The following is a 19,515-nucleotide window of genomic DNA, read 5'->3' on the forward strand; positions in this document are numbered from 1 at the left end:
CAGATATACGTACATTTAATGCAACACGTGAAACGAAATGAAACTATATAAAACGAAGGTATATTTTCCGCACAAAAGTATAACGAAAAAATAGCAGTAGTTCATTTTTTGCAGTTCCAAAATACAGAGAGAAGAAACTGGAAGAGTTAGCAGCTAAGTATGATATATTTGTGAGGGAATATGTAATAAAAGAAATATAAAAAAGTGCTAACAAGTTTGCAAACGAACTTGCTAACACCTATACGAAATAGATATAAAATATCGCTGATATATCCATTTGAAAATGGGATTACCTAATGAAATAGCGCAAAATTAAACTATTTAATAATGAGAGGCTACAACTTTGATTTGTATACAAGTCAGTTTAAAATTTAACAAAAATATTGATATAATGCGGTTTCTCGTGATAAGAGAAACCGCATTTTTTGTATTTGCAAACATTGCTATTCAATAGTCTTTCGTTAAATGTTTTAACTGCATCCTCTTGTATTAATGGGGAAATGTAAAAGGAGAGATTTTTTTCGGTTATTCTAGCAATCATAATCATTGTCGTATTCATTGCAACATTCATCGCAAGGGCTGTTCTGATCGTTGCAGCAAATACAAAACGTTTTATTGATAAATATATCAATAAAATCAAAGGAATCGGAATTATTTGTGAGGGTAAGTTCTTGGAAATCTTCTACTTGAAAAATCCTTGTTTCATTAGGAACTATCGTAGCGATAATTGGTGTGTTAGAAATCCTTGTTCGAATAGTTACTTCAATGGGACCGGAATCGTTAGGAACAGATATTTGAAGTAATGTTTTGTTGTGATTAATAGTAAGATCTTCAAAAACCACTCTTGAAGAGTTAGGGGGTACGATAATATCTAGAGGTACATTTCCAGTTGAGGAAGTTCCCGAACCGGCTATGGTATGAGTCTCAATAAAACAGTTACTCTTTTGGTTAAGAGAATGTGATTGTTCTGCATAGTAATCATTTTGGTCATCACAGCAGATGCAAAACGTTTTTTGAATAAAAATACCAATATCGCTACTTGTATTGGTATTATTTGTGACAGTGAGGCTTTCAAAATTTTCTACTTGAAAAATCCTTGTTTCACCTGTAGCTATTGTAGCAGTAATTGGTCTACGAGCATTTCTTGTACGAATAGTTATTACAATCGGTGCAGAGGTGCCAGGAACATGAAACTGAAGTAATGTTTTGTTGTGATTATTAGTAGAATCTTCGAAAACTATTCTTGAAGTGTTAGCTGGTACGACAATATCTAGAGGTATATTTGAACCGGCAATCGTATGCGTTTCAATGAAACAGTTCTCTTTTTTGTGGTGAGAATAAGAATAGTTTTTATAGTACTTTTTTCCATGTTTATAAAAATAGTCAGCCATTCTTTAATCTCCTATCTTTTATTTGTCTATATATAGTATTTAATAAAAGTAAGAAATGTTTGTACAAGGTAGAAAAAAGTTCTATTTAGGAGAATAAGAGAAAAAATTTAGATGTATGTTCTGTAGAATTTGTTTCAGTTAACCAAAATATAAGAAATGTATAGCTAACCTTTTTACGATATTAATAGTTAGGAAAGCATAAATCGGGAAATACAGTTTGGTATTCTGGGATTAACCGAAGATCAGTAGTTAAGGTCGCATAGTGCGTATAGTTTTTTTCTGATTTTTCAAGTGTTGTTAAATGATGAGAACCTAAACCACGCTGTACACTATGTTTAGAAAGAGTGGGTCCAATTTGTAATTTTCTTTTTTTCATAGCCTCGTTCCATGGACTATAAAAAAAATTTAAAACGAAAGCAGGCTGCATGTAAATGCTATATGGATAATGTGAGCCATGTCTGCCGACTCTGTAGTCACCATGAAAAATATTGTGAAGTAATCTACCGTTGGGATAAAGCAGATTGGGACTGGGGTGGATTAAAATACCGTGATAACGTTCATCGATCATCTTTATAACTCTAATGGAAAACCTGTTCCCTCCATTAGAGTTAAGTGAAGTGAAGAATTGTTCTTTATTAAAACACCAAAGAAACTCTGTCGTATTTAATACCATTTTCCATCCAGTAACTTCGTTTTCAATTTCCATAACTTCTTGATCAACTAGATAGGCATCAAATTCTACTACTTTTGAATTGCGAATTTCCCAATGAGGTGCAAATAACTTACATATTTCCACTGAACGGTCAGTAGATCCTCGGTTAATTAGAATACCGTGATCAAATAGTTTTGTAGGATGCATTAACCACCATGGAAGTAAATATTCTTCATTGTAAAAATGAGAACTTAAAGTAGTCTTAATGAAAACCTCCTCCTTATATAACACACTTCTTATTTAGTACGATAAGGTGGGAATCTTATCGCTAGAAGGTTCCCACCTTAAAACTAGAAAAACAAAGATGATAGGTGTAAGGATAATTATTTATTTCGGATTGACTGTTAAATTAAGAATTGGGATGGTTATGGAGTTAGTTGATAACAATTGAAATAGCGCTAAAAATTAATAAAACTGCCATAATAATGTTAAAGAATTGGTTATGTTTTAATAAAAGTTTTTGGAACATTGAACCGAATAGGCTCCAACTAAATGTACTCATTAAACCGACTACTCCTAAAAATAATGAAAAAAGAAGGTAACTAGAATATGAATTGTAATAAGGGAGAATAAAAGTAGAAACTACAGTCAGTCCGAATAATATCCCTTTAGGGTTAACAAACTGAAGAAAAATCCCCACTGTAAATAAGTTTTTATTATCTTTTTCATCGGGATCTGTACTGCCTTTACTAATGAGTATTTTAATAGCTAGATATAGCATGTATGCTACTCCTAAAATTTTTAAAGGTAATTCGATTTTGGGTAAAATATTAATTAGTACGATATTAAAGAAACTACATAAAGAAGTGAGGAGGAAAAAACCGAAAGCTACTCCAAAGCAAAATTGCATGCTCCTTTTCAAACCAAGTTGATTTGCGTATGTCATAGCTAAAAAATTGTTAGGACCGGGTGTGAAGCTACTAATAAAAACAAATAATAAAAAAGAAAATAAAGGCATTTCAAAACCCCCTAAGTATTTTTCGTGTGTTATAATGACCGAAAAGAACAATATAACGTGTGCTTTTTATTATACATAACGGTCGTTATATTGTATATAGTGTAGGGGTGTTTTTTTATGGAAGAAATTCAACTTATTTTGGCGAAAAATATAAAGGCAATACGTGAGAAAGAAAAATTAAGTTTAGAAAAGGTTTCCCAATTAACAGGTGTGAGTAAAACGATGATTGGACAAATTGAAAGAGGAGATTCAAGCCCGACACTAACAACAATATGGAAGATAGCGAATGGTTTAAAAGTGTCTTTTACGTCTTTAATTAATAATCCACAGCCTGATACGAAAGTGGTTTTACGAAACGATGTTCAAGTATTATCAGAAGACAATGGGAGATATAAAGTGTATCCTTCTTTTCCTTTTCAAGATGATAGGAACTTTGAAATCTATACGGTTGAAATTGAAACGGAAGGAAAATTAAGTTCGGAAGGCCATAAAGAAGGGACCGAAGAATTTATAACGGTGTTTGAGGGAGAATTGACAATTGAAATAAATGATTGTCAATATACATTAAATAGCGGAGATTCAATTCGCTTTAAGGCGGATAGACCGCACTCTTATCATAATTCCGGACGAACGCTAACTCGGTTAAGTATGACCATTTATTATCCAGCTTCATAAACTTGCTATTTTATTTAGAATATAAAGAGATATGTTTTGATAAAACCATCTATAAGAGATGGTTTTATTTATTACAATTTACAAAAAAAGACACTCATTTGAGTGTCAACAAAGTATTTCTCTCGCGTATAGGATTGGAGAATGTTTCTCAAATACATATTGAGATGATTAGTAAAGGAGAAACTGTCTTCATAAATAACTTAACATTGATAGCGTATAGAGTAAATTGATAATGTTTATCCGGAATATTTAGTATAGATAGTTTCTACTATCTATATAGGGGAATGGCATTTAAAGCTAAGAAGAAAAAATGAATCATTTATTAATCAACTCGTATAATTGTTAGAGAGGCGCCAGTTGATCCACCACCGACTAAATTGACAATTGATAAGAGACCGAATAATTGAAGAGAAATAGTATTACCTGCATTTAATATTGTAATTAAATTATTATTATAACTTGAAGTAGATAAGGCAGGAGATAGAATTGAGCTCAGAAGCGATGTAGATCCGTTTAAAAGTAGTCTTGAACCCGCAAGAAGTGCAGTTGTAGTATTAATTTGATAAGAAAGATAATAACGTCCCGTTACAGGCACTGTAAATAAATCATTCGCACTATTGACTGCAAAGCTATCAAGGCTTTGATTGTTTGAAAGTAGTATGTTAGTACCACCCTAGTACAACTGAAACTGTTCCATCCACTGTATTATTTGCAAATATAGAATTTGTTGTAACGTTTATGTTCCGGTATTACTCATGGGTCCAGTACTACCAGTAGGACCAGTTAGTCTATAAGGAAAGATAATTGTACGTCATTATTTTGGGGATTTTCTCTATCTTTATTTTTAATTAAAATCATCTCATTTTTATGATAAAGGAGATACTTTTCATATATTCTATTAATAATATTTTTTATAGTAACGGCATGCTGTTTAAAATACATTCATTTTTAGTAAGTTACATTAAATTTGATTTTGTACAAAGATTTTAATCGAGAGATTAATAGTGTTTTTTTAGAAAATTCTTTTAACATTTCGGAACATCTAACATTTAATAAATACTATAGAAGGGAGATGCAAATTTGAATCGATATGACAAATTACCAATGTCTAAGGAAGTTATGGATTCTAAAAATATCGGTCCTACATTTCCACCTCTTCCGTCTATTAATTTTCCAACCGGAGCAACCGGAGCAACCGGAGAAACCGGAGAAACCGGAGCAACCGGAGAAACCGGAGCAACAGGGGCAACCGGAGCAACCGGAGCAACAGGAATAACCGGAGAAACAGGGGCAACCGGAGAAACAGGGGCAACTGGAGCAACCGGAGAAACCGGAGAAACCGGAGAAACCGGAGTAACCGGAGTAACCGGAGAAACCGGAGCAACAGGAGCAACAGGAGAAACCGGAGAAACCGGAGCAACAGGAATAACAGGAGAAACAGGGGCAACCGGAGTAACAGGAGAAACAGGGGCAACCGGAGCAACAGGAATAACAGGAGAAACAGGGGCAACCGGAGAAACAGGGGCAACCGGAGTAACAGGAGAAACAGGGGCAACCGGAGTAACAGGAGAAACAGGGGCAACAGGAGCAACCGGAGTAACAGGAGAAACAGGGGCAACAGGGGCAACCGGAGTAACAGGAGAAACAGGGGCAACAGGAGCAACCGGAGCAACAGGAGAAACAGGAGCAACCGGAGTAACAGGAGAAACAGGGGAAACAGGAGCAACAGGAGAAACAGGGGCAATAGGAGCAACCGGAGCAACCGGAGAAACGGGAGTAACAGGAGAAACAGGAATAACGGGAGAAACAGGAGCAACCGGAGAAACAGGAGCAACAGGAGAAACAGGGGCAATAGGAGCAACCGGAGAAACGGGAGTAACAGGAGAAACAGGGGCAACCGGAGAAACAGGAATAACGGGAGTAACAGGAGAAACAGGGGCAACCGGAGAAACAGGAATAACGGGAGTAGCAGGAGAAACAGGGGCAACCGGAGAAACAGGCCCAACCGGAGAAACGGGAGAAACAGGAATAACGGGAGTAACAGGAGCAACAGGGGCAACCGGAGCAACAGGAATAACCGGCCCAACGGGAATACCGGGAACAATCCCAACAACAAACCTATTATATTTTACTTTTTCAGATGGGGAAAAACTTATATATACTAATGCAGATGGTATAGCACAATACGGTACAACACAAATCTTATCACCAAGTGAAGTTTCTTATATTAATCTATTTATAAATGGAATTCTTCAACCACAACCTTTTTATGAAGTTACAGCTGGTCAGTTAACTTTATTAGATGCTGAACCACCCTCACAAGGATCTTCAATTATCCTACAATTTATTATTATCAATTAAAAAGGACAGATTTCCTATAAAGAGAAATCTGTCCTTTTTGTTCTAAATTTGGTTAGTTAAAATTAAGTGACGATAAATTCAATTGTAATTGGAATTCCACCGTCTAATACATCTCCGCTAGGAATTGTAATAGCACCAGTAGGGCCAGTAGTAACACTGGAGTTTACACTAGGCTGAAGAATACCGTTTATATAGAGATTGTAATACGTAAAAGTTGGGAAGGCAGTTGCAGTAGTACCTGCATCGTTTAAACAAGCTGTGGCAGCAATTGCAAAAGCAGCACCTGTGCCTGTTCCTGTTCCAGCTCCTAGTGTAGAGGTGAATCTTCTAGATGCCATAAATGGTTGAATGATAGGCATTTAATTCTCACTCCTATTCTAAATTTATTGGAACGAAGTTTAGAATAACTTGTCCACTATATAATATGAGAATTTTCTATATTAGAAACGGCATCTTGATTATAGTTTCAACACAATTTTTGTATAGGTAAAATACTAATTATTCTAGTATGGAAAAAGTGATGTCATTATAAGTGAAACATATGTTGTTAATTGTTTTAGTGATTACTATGGATAATTAAATTGATAGGCAATTGAATTTGGGAGATAAACGTGGAAAAATAAAATAAACTCTTAAGTTTAGGTGTTTAATCTAAGCACTCAATTATTAAAAACATATAATTAATATGTGAGTCATGAACATAATTAAATTACGTTTTCAAGTTTGATTATAATTCATGTTTCCTATTTTAAGAGAAACATATAACTCAACTACTTTTTACAATCGCATCTTTTATAGTTCTTAGAATAGGAAAACACTCAACTATAAGAAAAGTAAGGAGGAAATAAATGTCACAAAATAATTGTTTTGGTCATAATAACTGCAATCCGATTGTTTTTTCAGCAGATTGTTGTAAAAATCCACAGTCAGTTCCTATTACTAGCCAACAATTAAGTCAATTAATAACTTTACTAAATTCATTAATATCAGCTATTGCAGCATTTTTTGCAAATCCAAGTAATGCAAACAGATTAGCGTTACTCGATTTATTTAATCAATTTTTAATTTTCTTAAATTCCTTATTACCTTCCCCAGAAGTTAATTTTTTGAAACAATTAACTCAAAGTATTATAGTTTTATTACAATCTCCAGCACCTAATTTAGGACAATTGTCAACATTATTGCAACAATTTTATAGCGCTCTTGCACAATTCTTCTTCGCTCTAGATCTTATCCCTATATCCTGCAACTCAAATATCGATCCTGCAACTTTACAAGTTCTTTTTGGTTTATTAATTCAATTAATCAATGCTACTCCAGGGGCGACAGGTCCAACAGGTCCAACAGGTCCAACAGGAGGCGGAGCAACGGGAGCAACAGGAGCAACAGGAGCAACAGGAGCAACAGGAGCAACAGGAGCAACAGGAGCGACAGGAGCAACAGGAGCAACAGGAGCAACAGGAGGCGGAGCAACAGGAGCAACAGGAGCAACAGGAGCGACAGGAGCGACAGGAGCGACAGGAGCAACAGGAGCAACAGGAGCAACAGGAGCGACAGGAGCAACAGGAGCAACAGGAGCAACAGGAGCGACAGGAGCGACAGGAGCAACAGGAGCAACAGGAGCAACAGGAGCAACAGGAGCAACAGGAGCAACTGGTGGCGGAGCTATTATTCCGTTTGCTTCAGGTACAACACCATCTGCGTTAGTTAACGCGTTAATAGCTAATACAGGAACTCTTCTTGGATTTGGATTTAGTCAGCCTGGCATAGCTTTAACGGGTGGAACAAGTATCACATTAGCGTTAGGGATAGGTGATTATGCATTTGTAGCACCACGTGCAGGGACTATTACGTCATTAGCAGGTTTCTTTAGTGCAACAGCTGCATTAGCTCCATTAACACCTGTTCAAGTGCAGATACAAATATTAACTGCACCAGCAGCAAGTAATACGTTTACAGTACAGGGCGCACCTTTATTATTAGCACCAGCATTTGCTGTAATAGCGATTGGTGCTACAGCATCAGGTATCATACCTGAAGCAATTCCGGTAGCCGCTGGGGATAAAGTATTATTATATGTTTCATTAACAGCTGCTAGTCCAATAGCTGCAGTTGCTGGATTTGTAAGTGCAGGTATTAATATCGTCTAACTTGTTACAATGTTTGTTTGAAATTTAAACAGGCATTTGTATATAGCCCCACCTAATTTTATTAGGTGGGGCTATATCTTTTGTGGGAAATTAGAAATAAATCAATTGAAAAGTTACTCTTTGTTAAGTTGGCATATAAGAAAAATCAAAATTTATGATTTAGACTTTATTGTTTATGGAATAAGTTATATGGTTTGAAAAATTACATATAAACAAAAAAGATGAATTCTATTAAAAACAGAATTCATCCATTAAATAAACTATATACTAGTGGGTTAAATTGTTAATCATGAGCGGTGAAATGTCATTGCTCAAATTAGTAATAAACTATTTATTTTTATTACAGTTACATCCTTTTTTCTTTACATAGCCTTGCTCGGCTAAATCTCTTTGTGACTGGGAATCGGAAGATTGAGAGTTCGAAGATTGAGAGGATGCTGAAGAGCTACTATTTTTATTATTAGAGTAGTTTTTTCGATAGTTATAATTACTCATAGTACTATCACCTCCAATTAAATATATAAATATTATATGTATGTACTCTATTAATTGTTACGATAAAAAATCTCCTCGATATTTTCCGAGGAGATAAATGGTGGTTCTATTAAAATGATACTAATTAATACCCCCAGTATAGAGGGAAGTAATAAGAATCTTGGTAATATAGATTTTGTTGTTGAGTAGGGGGCTGAGTTGACTGATTTATCATGTCGCGGTTTTGATTACAGTTTCCGGGAGGACCAATTACCGTAGTGGATTGAATTGGGGATACGGCTTGTTTCCATTGTTGTTCATTGAGGCAATAAGTATGAGCCATCATATTAGCGGGAGTTAATCTTAAAATATCAGAACCAAAAACAACTTCTGGGGTTGGGGCGTCGAATATAGCTAATAAATGAGTATTATCTGCTGAAGCAATTTCATAATGCCACCACGCTTGTGGAATGTTGGCAACTTGCCCTGGTTTTATCGGTAAGTTTAATATTTGATTCGTAAATGGATTAAGTAAAGAAACAACAGCAGATCCTGAAATACAGTAAACAAGTTCAGCTGCATTTTGATGAATATGTGGTTCTACAACGTTGCCTGTACTTAAATAAATATCTAATAAAGAAGTATTTTCTAAAGTGTTTAATTGTTTTATGCCAAGTACATTTATATAATTTTGGGCATCTTTCTTAAAAAAATTACTTTTACTTAAATCATGAGTGAAATTAGTTGAGGGGGAAGTGTAGTCGATATTAGAAGTCAATTGTATTACCCGCCTTTCTATAGGTAAGTATGGATACAACTTTAGGATATGTACCTAGTGTTAGTTATGTGCATTTGTCTGTATCATAATAAATTCACCTGTTTTATAAAGAATATAGGTTGTGCTTCTTATTTCTCATAATGTAAATACGGATAAAAATTAGAGCGAACTAATGAAAGTCGGAATTATTGATGTTAGGTTAGGAGTAAAAATATTGAAATTTATTTCGTATATTTTAATGGTTACGTTATATGAAAAGACCAATGCCTTATAGAAAGGAATTGGCCTTTTATTTAAGATAGTTTTTGATGAATCATTAATTGTGCTTTAGCAGTATTGGCGTAATTTAGCCATTCTATTACCAAGTTTTGTTTTGAATCAAAATGGATTTCAATTACGTCAAAATGAGATATCTTTGTTTTAAGTGGAACAGGCATCCCATTTACTTTTACTTTTTTCATGCTATGTGCAATTTTTGGAAATGCAGAGAAAGAAAAATCAATGATTGTAGCACCATCAGGTAAATAAACTGGTAGTAAATCTGTAGTATAAGCTGTAATAGTATTTTCAAATAGTTCATACGATACTAAACTACGGAAAGTGATTGGATCTGTAGTTAATAAATTGTTATTCACAATTGTATCATCCATTATTTTATAAGATATTGCTTGAATATTTGCAGTTCTATCATTCAATAAAGAAAAAATACCGTTATCTTTCAACGTTTTTGCTATTTGTGTTTGAATGATAATTGTTTGTTCAGCATCATTCATATTGACTTTAGTTTTTAAGTTGTTATTAAAATGGCTATTTTCAAGTGCTATATTATCCTCGAAATAGTTTATAGTTGGTTTATATAATTGATGTATTATTCCAAGAATTTTATAGCAATCTAGTACACTTGTAGTTGTAATACAAATTTGTGAAATACCTGATACATTTTGTATTTCTTGTAATTGTGAGTATGCAGTATATACTGGGGGAAACTCATAGTTTATTTCAAATGAAAGGTTTGTATTAGAAAAAGAATGTATCCCTTTTTTTAAATGAGTTATATTTTTTTGAAGGTGTGGCACATATTCGGTTAAAAATTTATGTACTTCAGTATATCTTTCTTTATGTAGATATTGAAAAGCAAGATTTTCTAATTCATGCTGGATTGTATATAACCCTAATCGCTTTGCAAGTGGCGCAAATAGTGTTAATGTTTCATTCGCATAAGCTACTTGTTTTGCGGGTTTTTTAACACTCAATGTTTTTATATTGTGAAGGCGATCTATAACTTTAATAATGCCAACACGTATATCTTGTTGAGAGGATACTAGTAATTTTTTAAAATTAATTGCTTCGTATAATACTTTATTTTGATCTTGTAGTTTTTTTCCTTTTGTTAATCCATTTACAATATATTGAATAGTCGCACCAAAATGTGATTCAATTTCTTCTAGAGAGTATTCGGTATCTTCTACAACATCGTGTAATAAAGCAGCAATCAATGTTGTAATGTCAGCTTTATAATTTAGCAGTATTTCTGTAATCGCGAAAGGGTGAATAATATATGGTTCTCCAGTTTGACGGTATTGTCCATCATGTGCTTGCTCTGCAAAATGTATAGCTTTTTTCAAAAGCTTTAATTCATCAGATCGTAGATAATTTGCCTTTTGTAATAATACCTTGCTCATATATATCCATCCCTTAAATTTATTTTTAATAATAATTCTATATAATAGAATAAATACCCTTTGAAATTGTTTTAAGTGTGTAAAAAAATAAAGATATTGAGATTAAACTATATTCGTATATCCATTCATACTTTGGATTGATGGAAAAAAGTAATGAACGTGTTAATTTAATATTACATCAATCATTAAAAAGGGGTGAAGGTTCATGTCATTTAGTGAAATGATTAGAAATGAAGTACTTGGCTGGGCAGGTGTTTCTGAAAAGCCGCATCGATTTGGTGGTATTGAAATAAATTATGGTAAGAAAGAACTTGGTCATTTGCATGGCGATAAGTTAGTTGATTTACCATTTCCAAAGGTAAAGCGGGATGAATTAGTGAGCCAAGGATTGGTGAAACCACATCACGTATTACCTGAATCAGGATGGATAAGTTATTATATAAAGAGTGAAGATGATATTCCATTTGCAATTGAGTTATTTCGTATGCAATATGACAGAATAAAAAAATAATGAAATAAAATAGATAAGTAAAAATATATTTTCATAATAAAATCCCTCCTTAATCGTTCGTCTCGTATGTAGAACGGATAAGGAGGGATTTTATTATGAAACATTTTGATGTAGCAATTGTTGGTGGTGGGCTTGCTGGATTAACAGCATCTATATATTTAGCGAAAGCTGGAAGGAAAGTTATTGTATTAGAAAAGTCCAGTCACTTCGGTGGTCGAGGGATGACTATAAATAAAAACGGCATTTGTATGAATCTTGGTGCACATGCTTTATATAGAGGTGGAGAAGCGTTTATAACTTTTAATGAGCTAGGAGTAAATCTTCCAGGTGGAATCCCATCTACAAAAGCACATGGAATATGGAAAGGGGATATTTATACCATTCCAACAGATTTTCGCTCTATTTTATCAACACCGCTACTTTCATGGTCTGCAAAAGTACAGTTCGCTCGTCTTATGATTCATTTAGGAAACTTAGATGTAGAAAAAGTTCCGAAAATAAGCCTAACTACATGGGCAGAAAATGAAATTAAAGATCCAATGGTTCGAAATATATTTTATGCATTATGCCGAACAACAACATATACGTATGCTCCTACAATACAATTAGCATCTTCCGTACTAAAGCAAATACAGCTTTCTATGAAAGAAGGAGTACTTTATGTAGATGGTGGTTGGGAGACGATAATAACAAATTTAAGAGGAATAGCGAATACTAGTGGTGTACAATTTCTGGCTAAAAAGCATGTTTTAAAAATAGAGCATTGTGAAGGAAAACAAAGAATACATTGTTTTGACGATGAAGTATTTGAAGCAGGGGCAGTTATTGTAACAACTCCACCGAAAGAGGCATGTAAAATTATAAAAGGTACAGAAGGAACAAGTTTGCAAAAATGGAGTGAACAATCTATACAAGTGACCGTGGCAGCGTTAGATATTGGTTTAAAACAATTACCAAATCCTTTGCATCATTTTGCATTGGGATTGGATCAACCTATATTTTTCACGAATCAATCGAGAGCAGCTAAATTAAGTGAAGATGGATCAATTGTAGTGAGTCTAATTAAATACCATAACCCTGTACTAGAACTGAATCATATTCAAGAAGAGAAAGAACAGTTAGAAAATATGATGGAATTGTTACATCCGAATTGGAAAAGAGAAGTTGTTGCACAGCAATATTTACCGAAAATTACGGTAGTACATGATTTTCCTCATATTGACCGTGTTGAAAAACCAGGCCCTAATATACCTGAAATGCCAGGTGTTTACGTTGCAGGAGATTGGGCTGGGCATGATGAAATATTAGCTGATGCTGCGGTAGCAAGCGGGAAACGTGCAGCGTTACACATTTTAAAGAAATTTGAAAGTGAGGCAGTTCATCATGGAAACGGAGCAGTTATATGAAGCGTATCAACCATTATTATTTTCGTTAGCATATAGAATCCTTGGGAGTGTTATGGATGCTGAAGATATCGTCCATGACGTATTTATATCGTTTAATAATATGGAGGACGTTCAATCTATAGAAAATATGAGAGCCTATTTATGTAAAATGGTAACAAATCGCTCAATTGACAAATTACGTTCGGCAGCACATAAACGTAACGTATATGTCGGAATGTGGTTGCCAGAGCCATTTGTGGAAGAGATTGATGATCCATCAGAGTCATTTGTAATGAAAGAATCAATTTCTACGGCATATTTATTACTTTTACAACAACTGACTGAGGTAGAGAGGGTTGTTTTCATATTAAGAGAGGTTTTTAGTTATGACTACGAAGAAATCGCTTCGATTGTAGAAAAGAGTAGTGTGAATTGCCGAAAAATCTTTCAACGTGCACGAAAAAGTATTTTAGATAAGCCGAAGCAGTCAACATTAAGTACGAAGAAGATGGCTGCTTACGTGGAGAAATTTGTATCATCATTGCAGTGTGGGGATACGCAAGGCATGTTAGAAGTTTTAAAAACAGATGCGATATTTAAAGCAGATGGTGGTGGTAAAGTTACAACTGCAATTAATCCGATTTATTCTGCAGATAAAATTATACGTTTGTTCTTTGGAATTGCAAAACGATTGCCAGAAAAGTATAGTGTTGATTTCAAAATAGTAAATGGTGCACCAGGCGTTATAGTTACAATAAATAATAAAGTGACGTATGTACTTTCATTCATATTTGAGGATGAGAAAATTTCAAACATTTATATGATGGTTAATCCAGAAAAACTTATGCACTTAAATGTAATAGTATAAAAAAGACGCATTTCTTTAGAAGTGCGTCTTTTTTTTTATTTTTCTAACATTTCAAGAGGTACATCTTTTTCGCCGGCTACCTCGAATTTAATTTCCCCGTCTTCTTCATAAATGCGTTTAATAATCGGTATAGTTATCATTAGTTTTTTATGCTGTTTACGTCTTCTAGCAGCATCTAAGTTAATCACGTTCATGTGTAAGCATCCTTTCTTACAGAAATATATAAACAAAAGAAAATGCGTCCGAAAAGGGCGCTTAGTTGAATTAGAAATACCGATTCATTTAAATGGGGTTTAGATTATCTTATAATTGAAAACTGATTGTAAAATAATGTGAATTAAATAATTGCACGTAGAAATTAACTTTACCAAAAAACGAAACAATATGCTATAAAAAATTTTAATTCTTTGTCGTATAACAGGAAAAAGGTGTGCATTTCGCATATAATGAAAAGTAGACGGGCATCATGTACTTTTTCATCATATTGCTTGGAAAGGCGATGGAGAAAATGAATACTCTAGATTCATTATTATTGCAACTTGAACAATATGGAGAAGAGCATGATCGACATAAAGAAAAAAGAGAAGAAAAATTAAGAAATATTTCTCGTGAAATGGGGCAGTTTTTATCAGTATTAGTAAAGGGCTGCAATGCAAAAAAAATTTTAGAAATTGGAACTTCAAATGGCTATTCTACATTGTGGCTAGCAAATGCGGTAGAAGAAACAAATGGAAATGTTATAACTGTAGAACTTTCTTCAGAACGGGTTGGAGAGGCACTTGGAAATTTTGAAAGGGCAAATCTTACACAGAGAATCGATATTCATAATCAAGAGGCTGGGGCATTTTTAGATTCGCAAGTAGATCGTTCATTTGATTTTATTTTCCTAGATTCAGAGCGCACGCAATACATGTGGTGGTGGGAACATATAAAACGTATTTTAGAGCCAAAAGGTTTTCTTGTAATTGATAATGCAACTTCTCATGCGGGGGAATTAGCTGGATTTATAAAGATGATTGAAGAAGACGTTACGTTTGAAACCGTGTTATTAGCTTTTCAAAAGGGAGCATTTGTTGCGCGGAAGAATAATTAGAAGTGGACCTAATATAATTATCGCATTGAAAGATAGTATATGTCAAAAGATAGAGCATTGTATGAATTTAAGAAGGTAACTAAATGGAATTTCAAATTAATAGTCAGTGGTGATAAGTAAGGTAAGCTATGAAGAATCCGTCTTCAGTATGTTGTTCTCTAGGTCTTAAGTCTGAGGAAAATAATGACGAGAACAGGTATACTTATACTATGAAACAGGGAATGACTGCATAAGCAGGTATTTCTTGAAAAATCGATTTCAAGCAAGCAAAAATGTATATGAAATACGATATATTAGATGAAATATAGTGCACGTAAATTCGCACATATAAATAAAGGAGCGATTTTGTTGACTGAACTCGAGAAAAAAGAACCTGTATCGATTGTGAAAGATAATAATGTAGAAGAAGTAGTGGATACAGTAATAAAAGATGCAGAACTTGAAGAACTGAATAAAGAAGCAGATCTTTATGTACAAAAGTTAAATAGCGAGCAAAATACAGATTTATCAAAAGTATTGTCGCAGCTTGGAGACTTAGGGGATAAAGAGCAGCAAGCGGCAGGACAAACGCTATCAGCTTTAAAACGTCCTGTGACAGCGATGATGAATGGAAAGAATGAAGAAATTCCAAATACATTGTTAGAATTACGAAAAGTGGTATCAGAACTTGATCCAAACTCATTAAAAGCAACTGGTATGAAGAAACTTATGTTTAAAGTGTTTAAGAAAAATCCGCTTGAAAATTACGTGCATAAATATCAATCTATAGATAAGCAAATCGAGGAGATTATAAGATCACTTCTCATTGGCCGTGATAACTTGCAAGAGGATACGGTTGGTCTTGAAATGTTAAAAGAGCAATCACACGATAAAATTCACGCTCTTGATAAACAAGTATACTTAGGAAGAAAACTTGCTGGTATGCTTGAAGCTGAGAAACAAAATCCAGAACGTCAAAGGGATATTCCGTTAATAAATGATGCATTAGAAAAGATACTTGTGCGTACTCGTAATATGCAACAAGCAAAAAGTGTATTATTACAATCTATCGCATCTGTAGACATCATTAAGAAAAATAATGAAAAGCTATCAGAGGCAATTCGTAATGCAATTACGATGACGCAAAACGTTATAACGGTTTCAGCTGCAATTCAGCTCGCATTAACAAATCAACGTAAAACAATTGATGCAGTTAATGCGACAAATGAAGCGATTGAATCAATGGTATTAAGCAATTCTCAAGCATTAAAACAAAATACAGAAGAAACAACAAAACTCCTTGAAAATCCTGCAATTAGCATGGATAAATTACGTGAATCATTCCAAAATGTATTTGCCGCTATTGAAGCATCTGAGAAATCGTCAGAACGTATTATTGAGTCTAGTAAGAAATTTGTAATTGAACTAGATACATTTAATGATGAGATGAAGCAGAAACTCATTCAGCGTCCAAGGAAATAACAGACTTTTAGAGGAGGTGAAAAAATGAGTTTCATTCAAGGAGTATTATTACTATTAGGATCATTACTTTTAATCGCATTTACTGTCGTTGTTTTAGTTGTATACTTCGGACGTAAACTTTATTTTTCATGGACGAAACCATATAAGAGAGCACAAGATTCCATTGAGAAATTATCAAACAAATCGACACCGTTTTTACAAGAGTTTACGCAACATCCACTCTTTTATCGCTGGATTCGTACGGAAGGAAAGAAAGAACAACATACATTGAATACTCTTTTCTGTACATCAGGTCAACGTACGAGAGAACAAGTATTTTCAATGTTACCGAAAGAAAAACAGAAAAAAGTGCATGTAATGGCAAAAACAACGAAAAAGCTTACAAATGAAGATATCGATGTGGCCGCGATGAAAGTGAAAGATTTCTTAAGACAAGAAACGCAGCAAACTGTAAAACCGACAGACTTATCGTTTTATAAATTGTATTTCTATGATCGATATCCAGATGCATTAAATACAATTCAAGCATATAAACGCTCGATTAATCCTTCACTACAAAGAACGGTTGATGACATTACAATTTCAGTATTAAATGCATTGCCGTACTATCAAGAACAACGCATGTTTGAACAACAACATAAACTTGAAACGTTCTTAATGAAAGATTTAACAGCGATGTTATCATTAGTGGTACAATTACCACCATCACAACGTCCTGAAAAAGAAGAAGAACTAAAAATATACTTGCAAAATTTCCAAAAAGAAATGGAAGTAGTAGAGCGTGATATTCGCGACTCCATTGATCATGATTTGAATGTGAAGATGAGAGCAGCGACTGAGAAGTTTAAGAATAAATAAAAAAGGCGCCTTAAAAGCTAAGTATTTCTCAGCTTTAAGGCGTTTTTTTTGAGATTTTATTTTGCCTTAACGGTAGTAAAACTAGAAGGAATGCTTTCATTATGCAATCGATCAACTGCAGTTACCACATACGTATACGTTTCTCCAGAAATAGCCGTTTTATCTACGTGAATTTCTCCAAGTTTTGTTTTTCTTACAGTAGTAAGTAAATGTTTTGGGGTTTGTATATCCACTTCATTTTTTCCATTCACACGGTAAATGGCGTAATAAGAAGAGTCATTATCTCTATTGTCAATTATTCCTACGGCAATACCTTCATCTCTTGGAATGGCACCTTTTAAAGTAGGTTGTTTTGGCGGATCATGATCAAGCCAAGGCATAGGTGGAATTAATGCAGGGTGTTTATATATGTCTTTTGAGAGTCTATCTTTAATTCCAAGTGGATTGTTATTTATATCTTTTAAACTGAAATGCATACTACCTTTTATTTGTGGATATTGATGGTTTAAAGCGATTTGCTTTGGATATTCTTCTGGCTCAGACCAAGCAGGCACAGAGTTGTTATTTATTTTATAAGCCGCTTGACCGATGTATAGGTGAATCGGTTTGTTATTTGTTTCTTTTACCCACCAATCTACTAATATATCATATGCAGCAGGTGTGAAACCTATATTCCAATATATTTGAGGTGTAATGTAGTCAATGTACCCTTTTTGTATCCACTCACGTGTGTCAGCATAAAGGTCATCGTAGTTTCTTTGACCTGCGGTTGTATTAGAGCCAGTTGGATCGTCAGCTATATTTCGCCATACACCAAATGGACTAATGCCAAATTTCACGTATGATTTTTCTTGTTTTATAGCAATATTTAATCCTTTTACAAGCTCATTTACATTGTTACGTCGCCAATCTTCTATGTTTGAAAACTGACCATTATTATACGTTTTATATGTTTTTTGATCAGGAAATTCTTCGCCAACTACCTTATAAGGGTAAAAATAATCGTCCATATGAATTGCATCAACATCATAATTTTTTACGATTTCTAAAGCGCCTTCCGTTATAAAGTTTTTCACATCTGGAATACCAGGGTTGTAATATAGCTTCCCGCCGTAAGGTACAACCCAATCGGGATGTTGTCTTGCAGGGTGATTATTTGATAATCGATTTATATCAGTGTGATTCATCGTTATTCGGTATGGATTAATCCATGCGTGGAATTCTATATTTCTTTTATGTGCTTCTTCAATCATAAATGCGAGCGGATCGTATCCAGGGTCTTTTCCTTGTGTACCCGTAATGTATTCAGACCAAGGACCGTAATTTGAAGGATAGAAAGCATCAGCAGTCGGTTTAATTTGTACAACGACTGCATTCATACCAGTGTTTTTTACATCGTCTAATAGTCTTATAAATTCTTGTTTCTGCTTTTCAATAGGTAAGCCAGTTTTTGAAGGCCAATCAATATTGAGAACAGATGCTAGCCATACAGCGCGTAATTCATGTTTTTTGTAAGTAGTATTTACTTCAGCATAAGTAGAGTGAGGGGAAATGAAAGAGAAAGGAGTAAACAATATGACGATACAGCACATCATTACTAAACGTTTCATAATCATTTATACGCCTCCCTATTATACGATTATTTAAAATAATATATGATGTTAGGTTGGCCCTGCAATTGAGAAAAATAAACATTGAAACATTAATTTAATAGGAAAAATATTTTTAGTGAAATTTACTTTCAGTATAACTAAATCGTTTCATTTCTTCATATGCTTGTTAGTAAAGTGAAACTTTCTTTCATTTGAAAGAAACAATTTATAAGTATAGGAGGATTCAATAATGAAAGTTTTATTCGTTTGTTCTGGAGGAATGTCCAGCGCAATTGTTGTAAACGCTTTAAAAAAAGAAGCAGAGAAAAAAGGTATGAACATGGAAGTGCATGCTATTGGAACAAGTGAGGTGGAGGAAGAAGTAAAGAATGGTTGGGATGTTGTAATGGTTGCACCTCAAGTTAGACATCGATTTGACGCTGTAAAAAAACTTACAGAACAAGAATCTATTCCGTGCGGTATTATTCCGCCGCAAGCATACACGCCGCTTGGTGGACCGACTTTATTAAAAACTGTAAATGAATTAATTAGTTAGGGGGAAGCGT

17 protein-coding genes and 2 pseudogenes are annotated in these 19,515 nt (G+C 34.2%); 10 read left to right on the top strand and 9 right to left on the bottom strand.

Annotated features, from left to right (window positions below; genetic code table 11):
- Window positions 1-530: 530 nt before the first annotated feature.
- The 3 genes from JFU23_RS27615 to JFU23_RS27625 all read right to left on the bottom strand — a co-directional run bounded on the left by JFU23_RS27615 (window position 531) and on the right by JFU23_RS27625 (window position 3,061).
- Window positions 531-1,391, bottom strand: coding sequence for an exosporium protein D (locus tag JFU23_RS27615; RefSeq protein WP_201033225.1), 861 nt, complete (start codon window positions 1,389-1,391; stop codon window positions 531-533).
- A 181-nt stretch (window positions 1,392-1,572) separates the two neighbouring features.
- Complete coding sequence (locus JFU23_RS27620; protein WP_201033226.1) at window positions 1,573-2,334, bottom strand: glycosyltransferase family 2 protein; 762 nt, start codon at window positions 2,332-2,334, stop codon at window positions 1,573-1,575.
- Between the two features lie 142 nt (window positions 2,335-2,476).
- Window positions 2,477-3,061 carry a LysE family translocator gene (locus tag JFU23_RS27625; RefSeq protein WP_002141751.1) on the bottom strand — a complete coding sequence of 195 codons (585 nt, stop codon included), beginning with the start codon at window positions 3,059-3,061 and terminating at the stop codon, window positions 2,477-2,479.
- A 59-nt stretch (window positions 3,062-3,120) separates the two neighbouring features.
- Here JFU23_RS27625 and JFU23_RS27630 point away from each other — a divergent pair.
- Window positions 3,121-3,736 (top strand): annotated as a pseudogene (locus tag JFU23_RS27630) (helix-turn-helix domain-containing protein).
- A gap of 322 nt (window positions 3,737-4,058) precedes the next feature.
- Here JFU23_RS27630 and JFU23_RS27635 read toward each other — a convergent pair.
- A pseudogene (locus JFU23_RS27635) lies at window positions 4,059-4,493 on the bottom strand (BclA C-terminal domain-containing protein).
- Window positions 4,494-4,816: 323 nt separating this feature from the next.
- Here JFU23_RS27635 and JFU23_RS27640 point away from each other — a divergent pair.
- Window positions 4,817-6,097 (top strand): DUF4183 domain-containing protein, encoded by a 1,281-nt coding sequence (locus JFU23_RS27640; protein WP_201033228.1) that lies wholly within the window; start codon window positions 4,817-4,819, stop codon window positions 6,095-6,097.
- A 62-nt stretch (window positions 6,098-6,159) separates the two neighbouring features.
- On the opposite strand, the gene JFU23_RS27645 is transcribed toward JFU23_RS27640, so the two are convergent.
- Window positions 6,160-6,456 carry a DUF4183 domain-containing protein gene (locus JFU23_RS27645; RefSeq protein WP_201033230.1) on the bottom strand — a complete coding sequence of 99 codons (297 nt, stop codon included), beginning with the start codon at window positions 6,454-6,456 and terminating at the stop codon, window positions 6,160-6,162.
- 489 nt (window positions 6,457-6,945) lie between these two features.
- Between JFU23_RS27645 and JFU23_RS27650 the strand changes: the two genes are divergently transcribed.
- Window positions 6,946-8,247 carry an exosporium glycoprotein BclB-related protein gene (locus tag JFU23_RS27650; protein WP_201033232.1) on the top strand — a complete coding sequence of 434 codons (1,302 nt, stop codon included), beginning with the start codon at window positions 6,946-6,948 and terminating at the stop codon, window positions 8,245-8,247.
- 619 nt (window positions 8,248-8,866) lie between these two features.
- Here the strand turns inward: JFU23_RS27650 and JFU23_RS27655 are convergent.
- Together JFU23_RS27655 and JFU23_RS27660 are read right to left on the bottom strand one after the other, a co-directional pair.
- Window positions 8,867-9,499 carry a cupin domain-containing protein gene (locus JFU23_RS27655; protein ID WP_063219359.1) on the bottom strand — a complete coding sequence of 211 codons (633 nt, stop codon included), beginning with the start codon at window positions 9,497-9,499 and terminating at the stop codon, window positions 8,867-8,869.
- Between the two features lie 293 nt (window positions 9,500-9,792).
- Entirely contained in the window at window positions 9,793-11,181 is a 1,389-nt protein-coding gene (locus JFU23_RS27660) for an HD domain-containing protein (RefSeq protein WP_201033233.1), read from the bottom strand.
- A gap of 205 nt (window positions 11,182-11,386) precedes the next feature.
- Between JFU23_RS27660 and JFU23_RS27665 the strand changes: the two genes are divergently transcribed.
- The 3 genes from JFU23_RS27665 to JFU23_RS27675 all read left to right on the top strand — a co-directional run bounded on the left by JFU23_RS27665 (window position 11,387) and on the right by JFU23_RS27675 (window position 13,945).
- A complete protein-coding gene (locus JFU23_RS27665; RefSeq protein ID WP_002085572.1) occupies window positions 11,387-11,692 on the top strand; it encodes a luciferase domain-containing protein in 306 nt (101 codons plus the stop codon).
- 95 nt (window positions 11,693-11,787) lie between these two features.
- Complete coding sequence (locus tag JFU23_RS27670) at window positions 11,788-13,098, top strand: phytoene desaturase family protein (protein WP_088033030.1); 1,311 nt, start codon at window positions 11,788-11,790, stop codon at window positions 13,096-13,098.
- Window positions 13,076-13,945, top strand: coding sequence for a sigma-70 family RNA polymerase sigma factor (locus tag JFU23_RS27675; RefSeq protein WP_002141760.1), 870 nt, complete (start codon window positions 13,076-13,078; stop codon window positions 13,943-13,945). The genes JFU23_RS27670 and JFU23_RS27675 overlap by 23 nt, the downstream gene beginning before the upstream one ends.
- A 35-nt stretch (window positions 13,946-13,980) precedes the next feature.
- Here the strand turns inward: JFU23_RS27675 and JFU23_RS27680 are convergent, their stop codons facing one another.
- The gene (locus JFU23_RS27680) at window positions 13,981-14,139 is read right to left on the bottom strand and encodes a hypothetical protein (protein ID WP_002085567.1); all 159 of its coding nucleotides are present in this window, start codon (window positions 14,137-14,139) and stop codon (window positions 13,981-13,983) included.
- A gap of 305 nt (window positions 14,140-14,444) precedes the next feature.
- Between JFU23_RS27680 and JFU23_RS27685 the strand changes: the two genes are divergently transcribed.
- From JFU23_RS27685 to JFU23_RS27695, 3 genes are all read left to right on the top strand, one after another.
- A complete protein-coding gene (locus JFU23_RS27685; RefSeq protein WP_002085565.1) occupies window positions 14,445-15,038 on the top strand; it encodes an O-methyltransferase in 594 nt (197 codons plus the stop codon).
- Between the two features lie 348 nt (window positions 15,039-15,386).
- Window positions 15,387-16,499: a toxic anion resistance protein gene (locus tag JFU23_RS27690; protein WP_201033241.1), complete on the top strand. Its 1,113-nt coding sequence runs from the start codon at window positions 15,387-15,389 to the stop codon at window positions 16,497-16,499.
- Window positions 16,500-16,523: 24 nt separating this feature from the next.
- Window positions 16,524-17,357 (top strand): DUF3974 domain-containing protein, encoded by an 834-nt coding sequence (locus JFU23_RS27695; RefSeq protein ID WP_002035109.1) that lies wholly within the window; start codon window positions 16,524-16,526, stop codon window positions 17,355-17,357.
- Window positions 17,358-17,413: 56 nt separating this feature from the next.
- Here JFU23_RS27695 and JFU23_RS27700 read toward each other — a convergent pair whose 3' ends face one another.
- Entirely contained in the window at window positions 17,414-18,973 is a 1,560-nt protein-coding gene (locus JFU23_RS27700) for a glycoside hydrolase family 10-like protein (protein WP_201033248.1), read from the bottom strand.
- A 226-nt stretch (window positions 18,974-19,199) separates the two neighbouring features.
- Between JFU23_RS27700 and JFU23_RS27705 the strand changes: the two genes are divergently transcribed.
- Window positions 19,200-19,505, top strand: a complete 306-nt coding sequence (locus JFU23_RS27705; RefSeq protein ID WP_000865888.1) for a PTS sugar transporter subunit IIB — start codon at window positions 19,200-19,202, stop codon at window positions 19,503-19,505.
- The last annotated feature ends 10 nt before the right edge of the window (window positions 19,506-19,515 follow it).

Source organism: Bacillus sp. TH50 (assembly GCF_016650565.1).
GTDB classification, from domain to species: domain Bacteria; phylum Bacillota; class Bacilli; order Bacillales; family Bacillaceae_G; genus Bacillus_A; species Bacillus_A mycoides.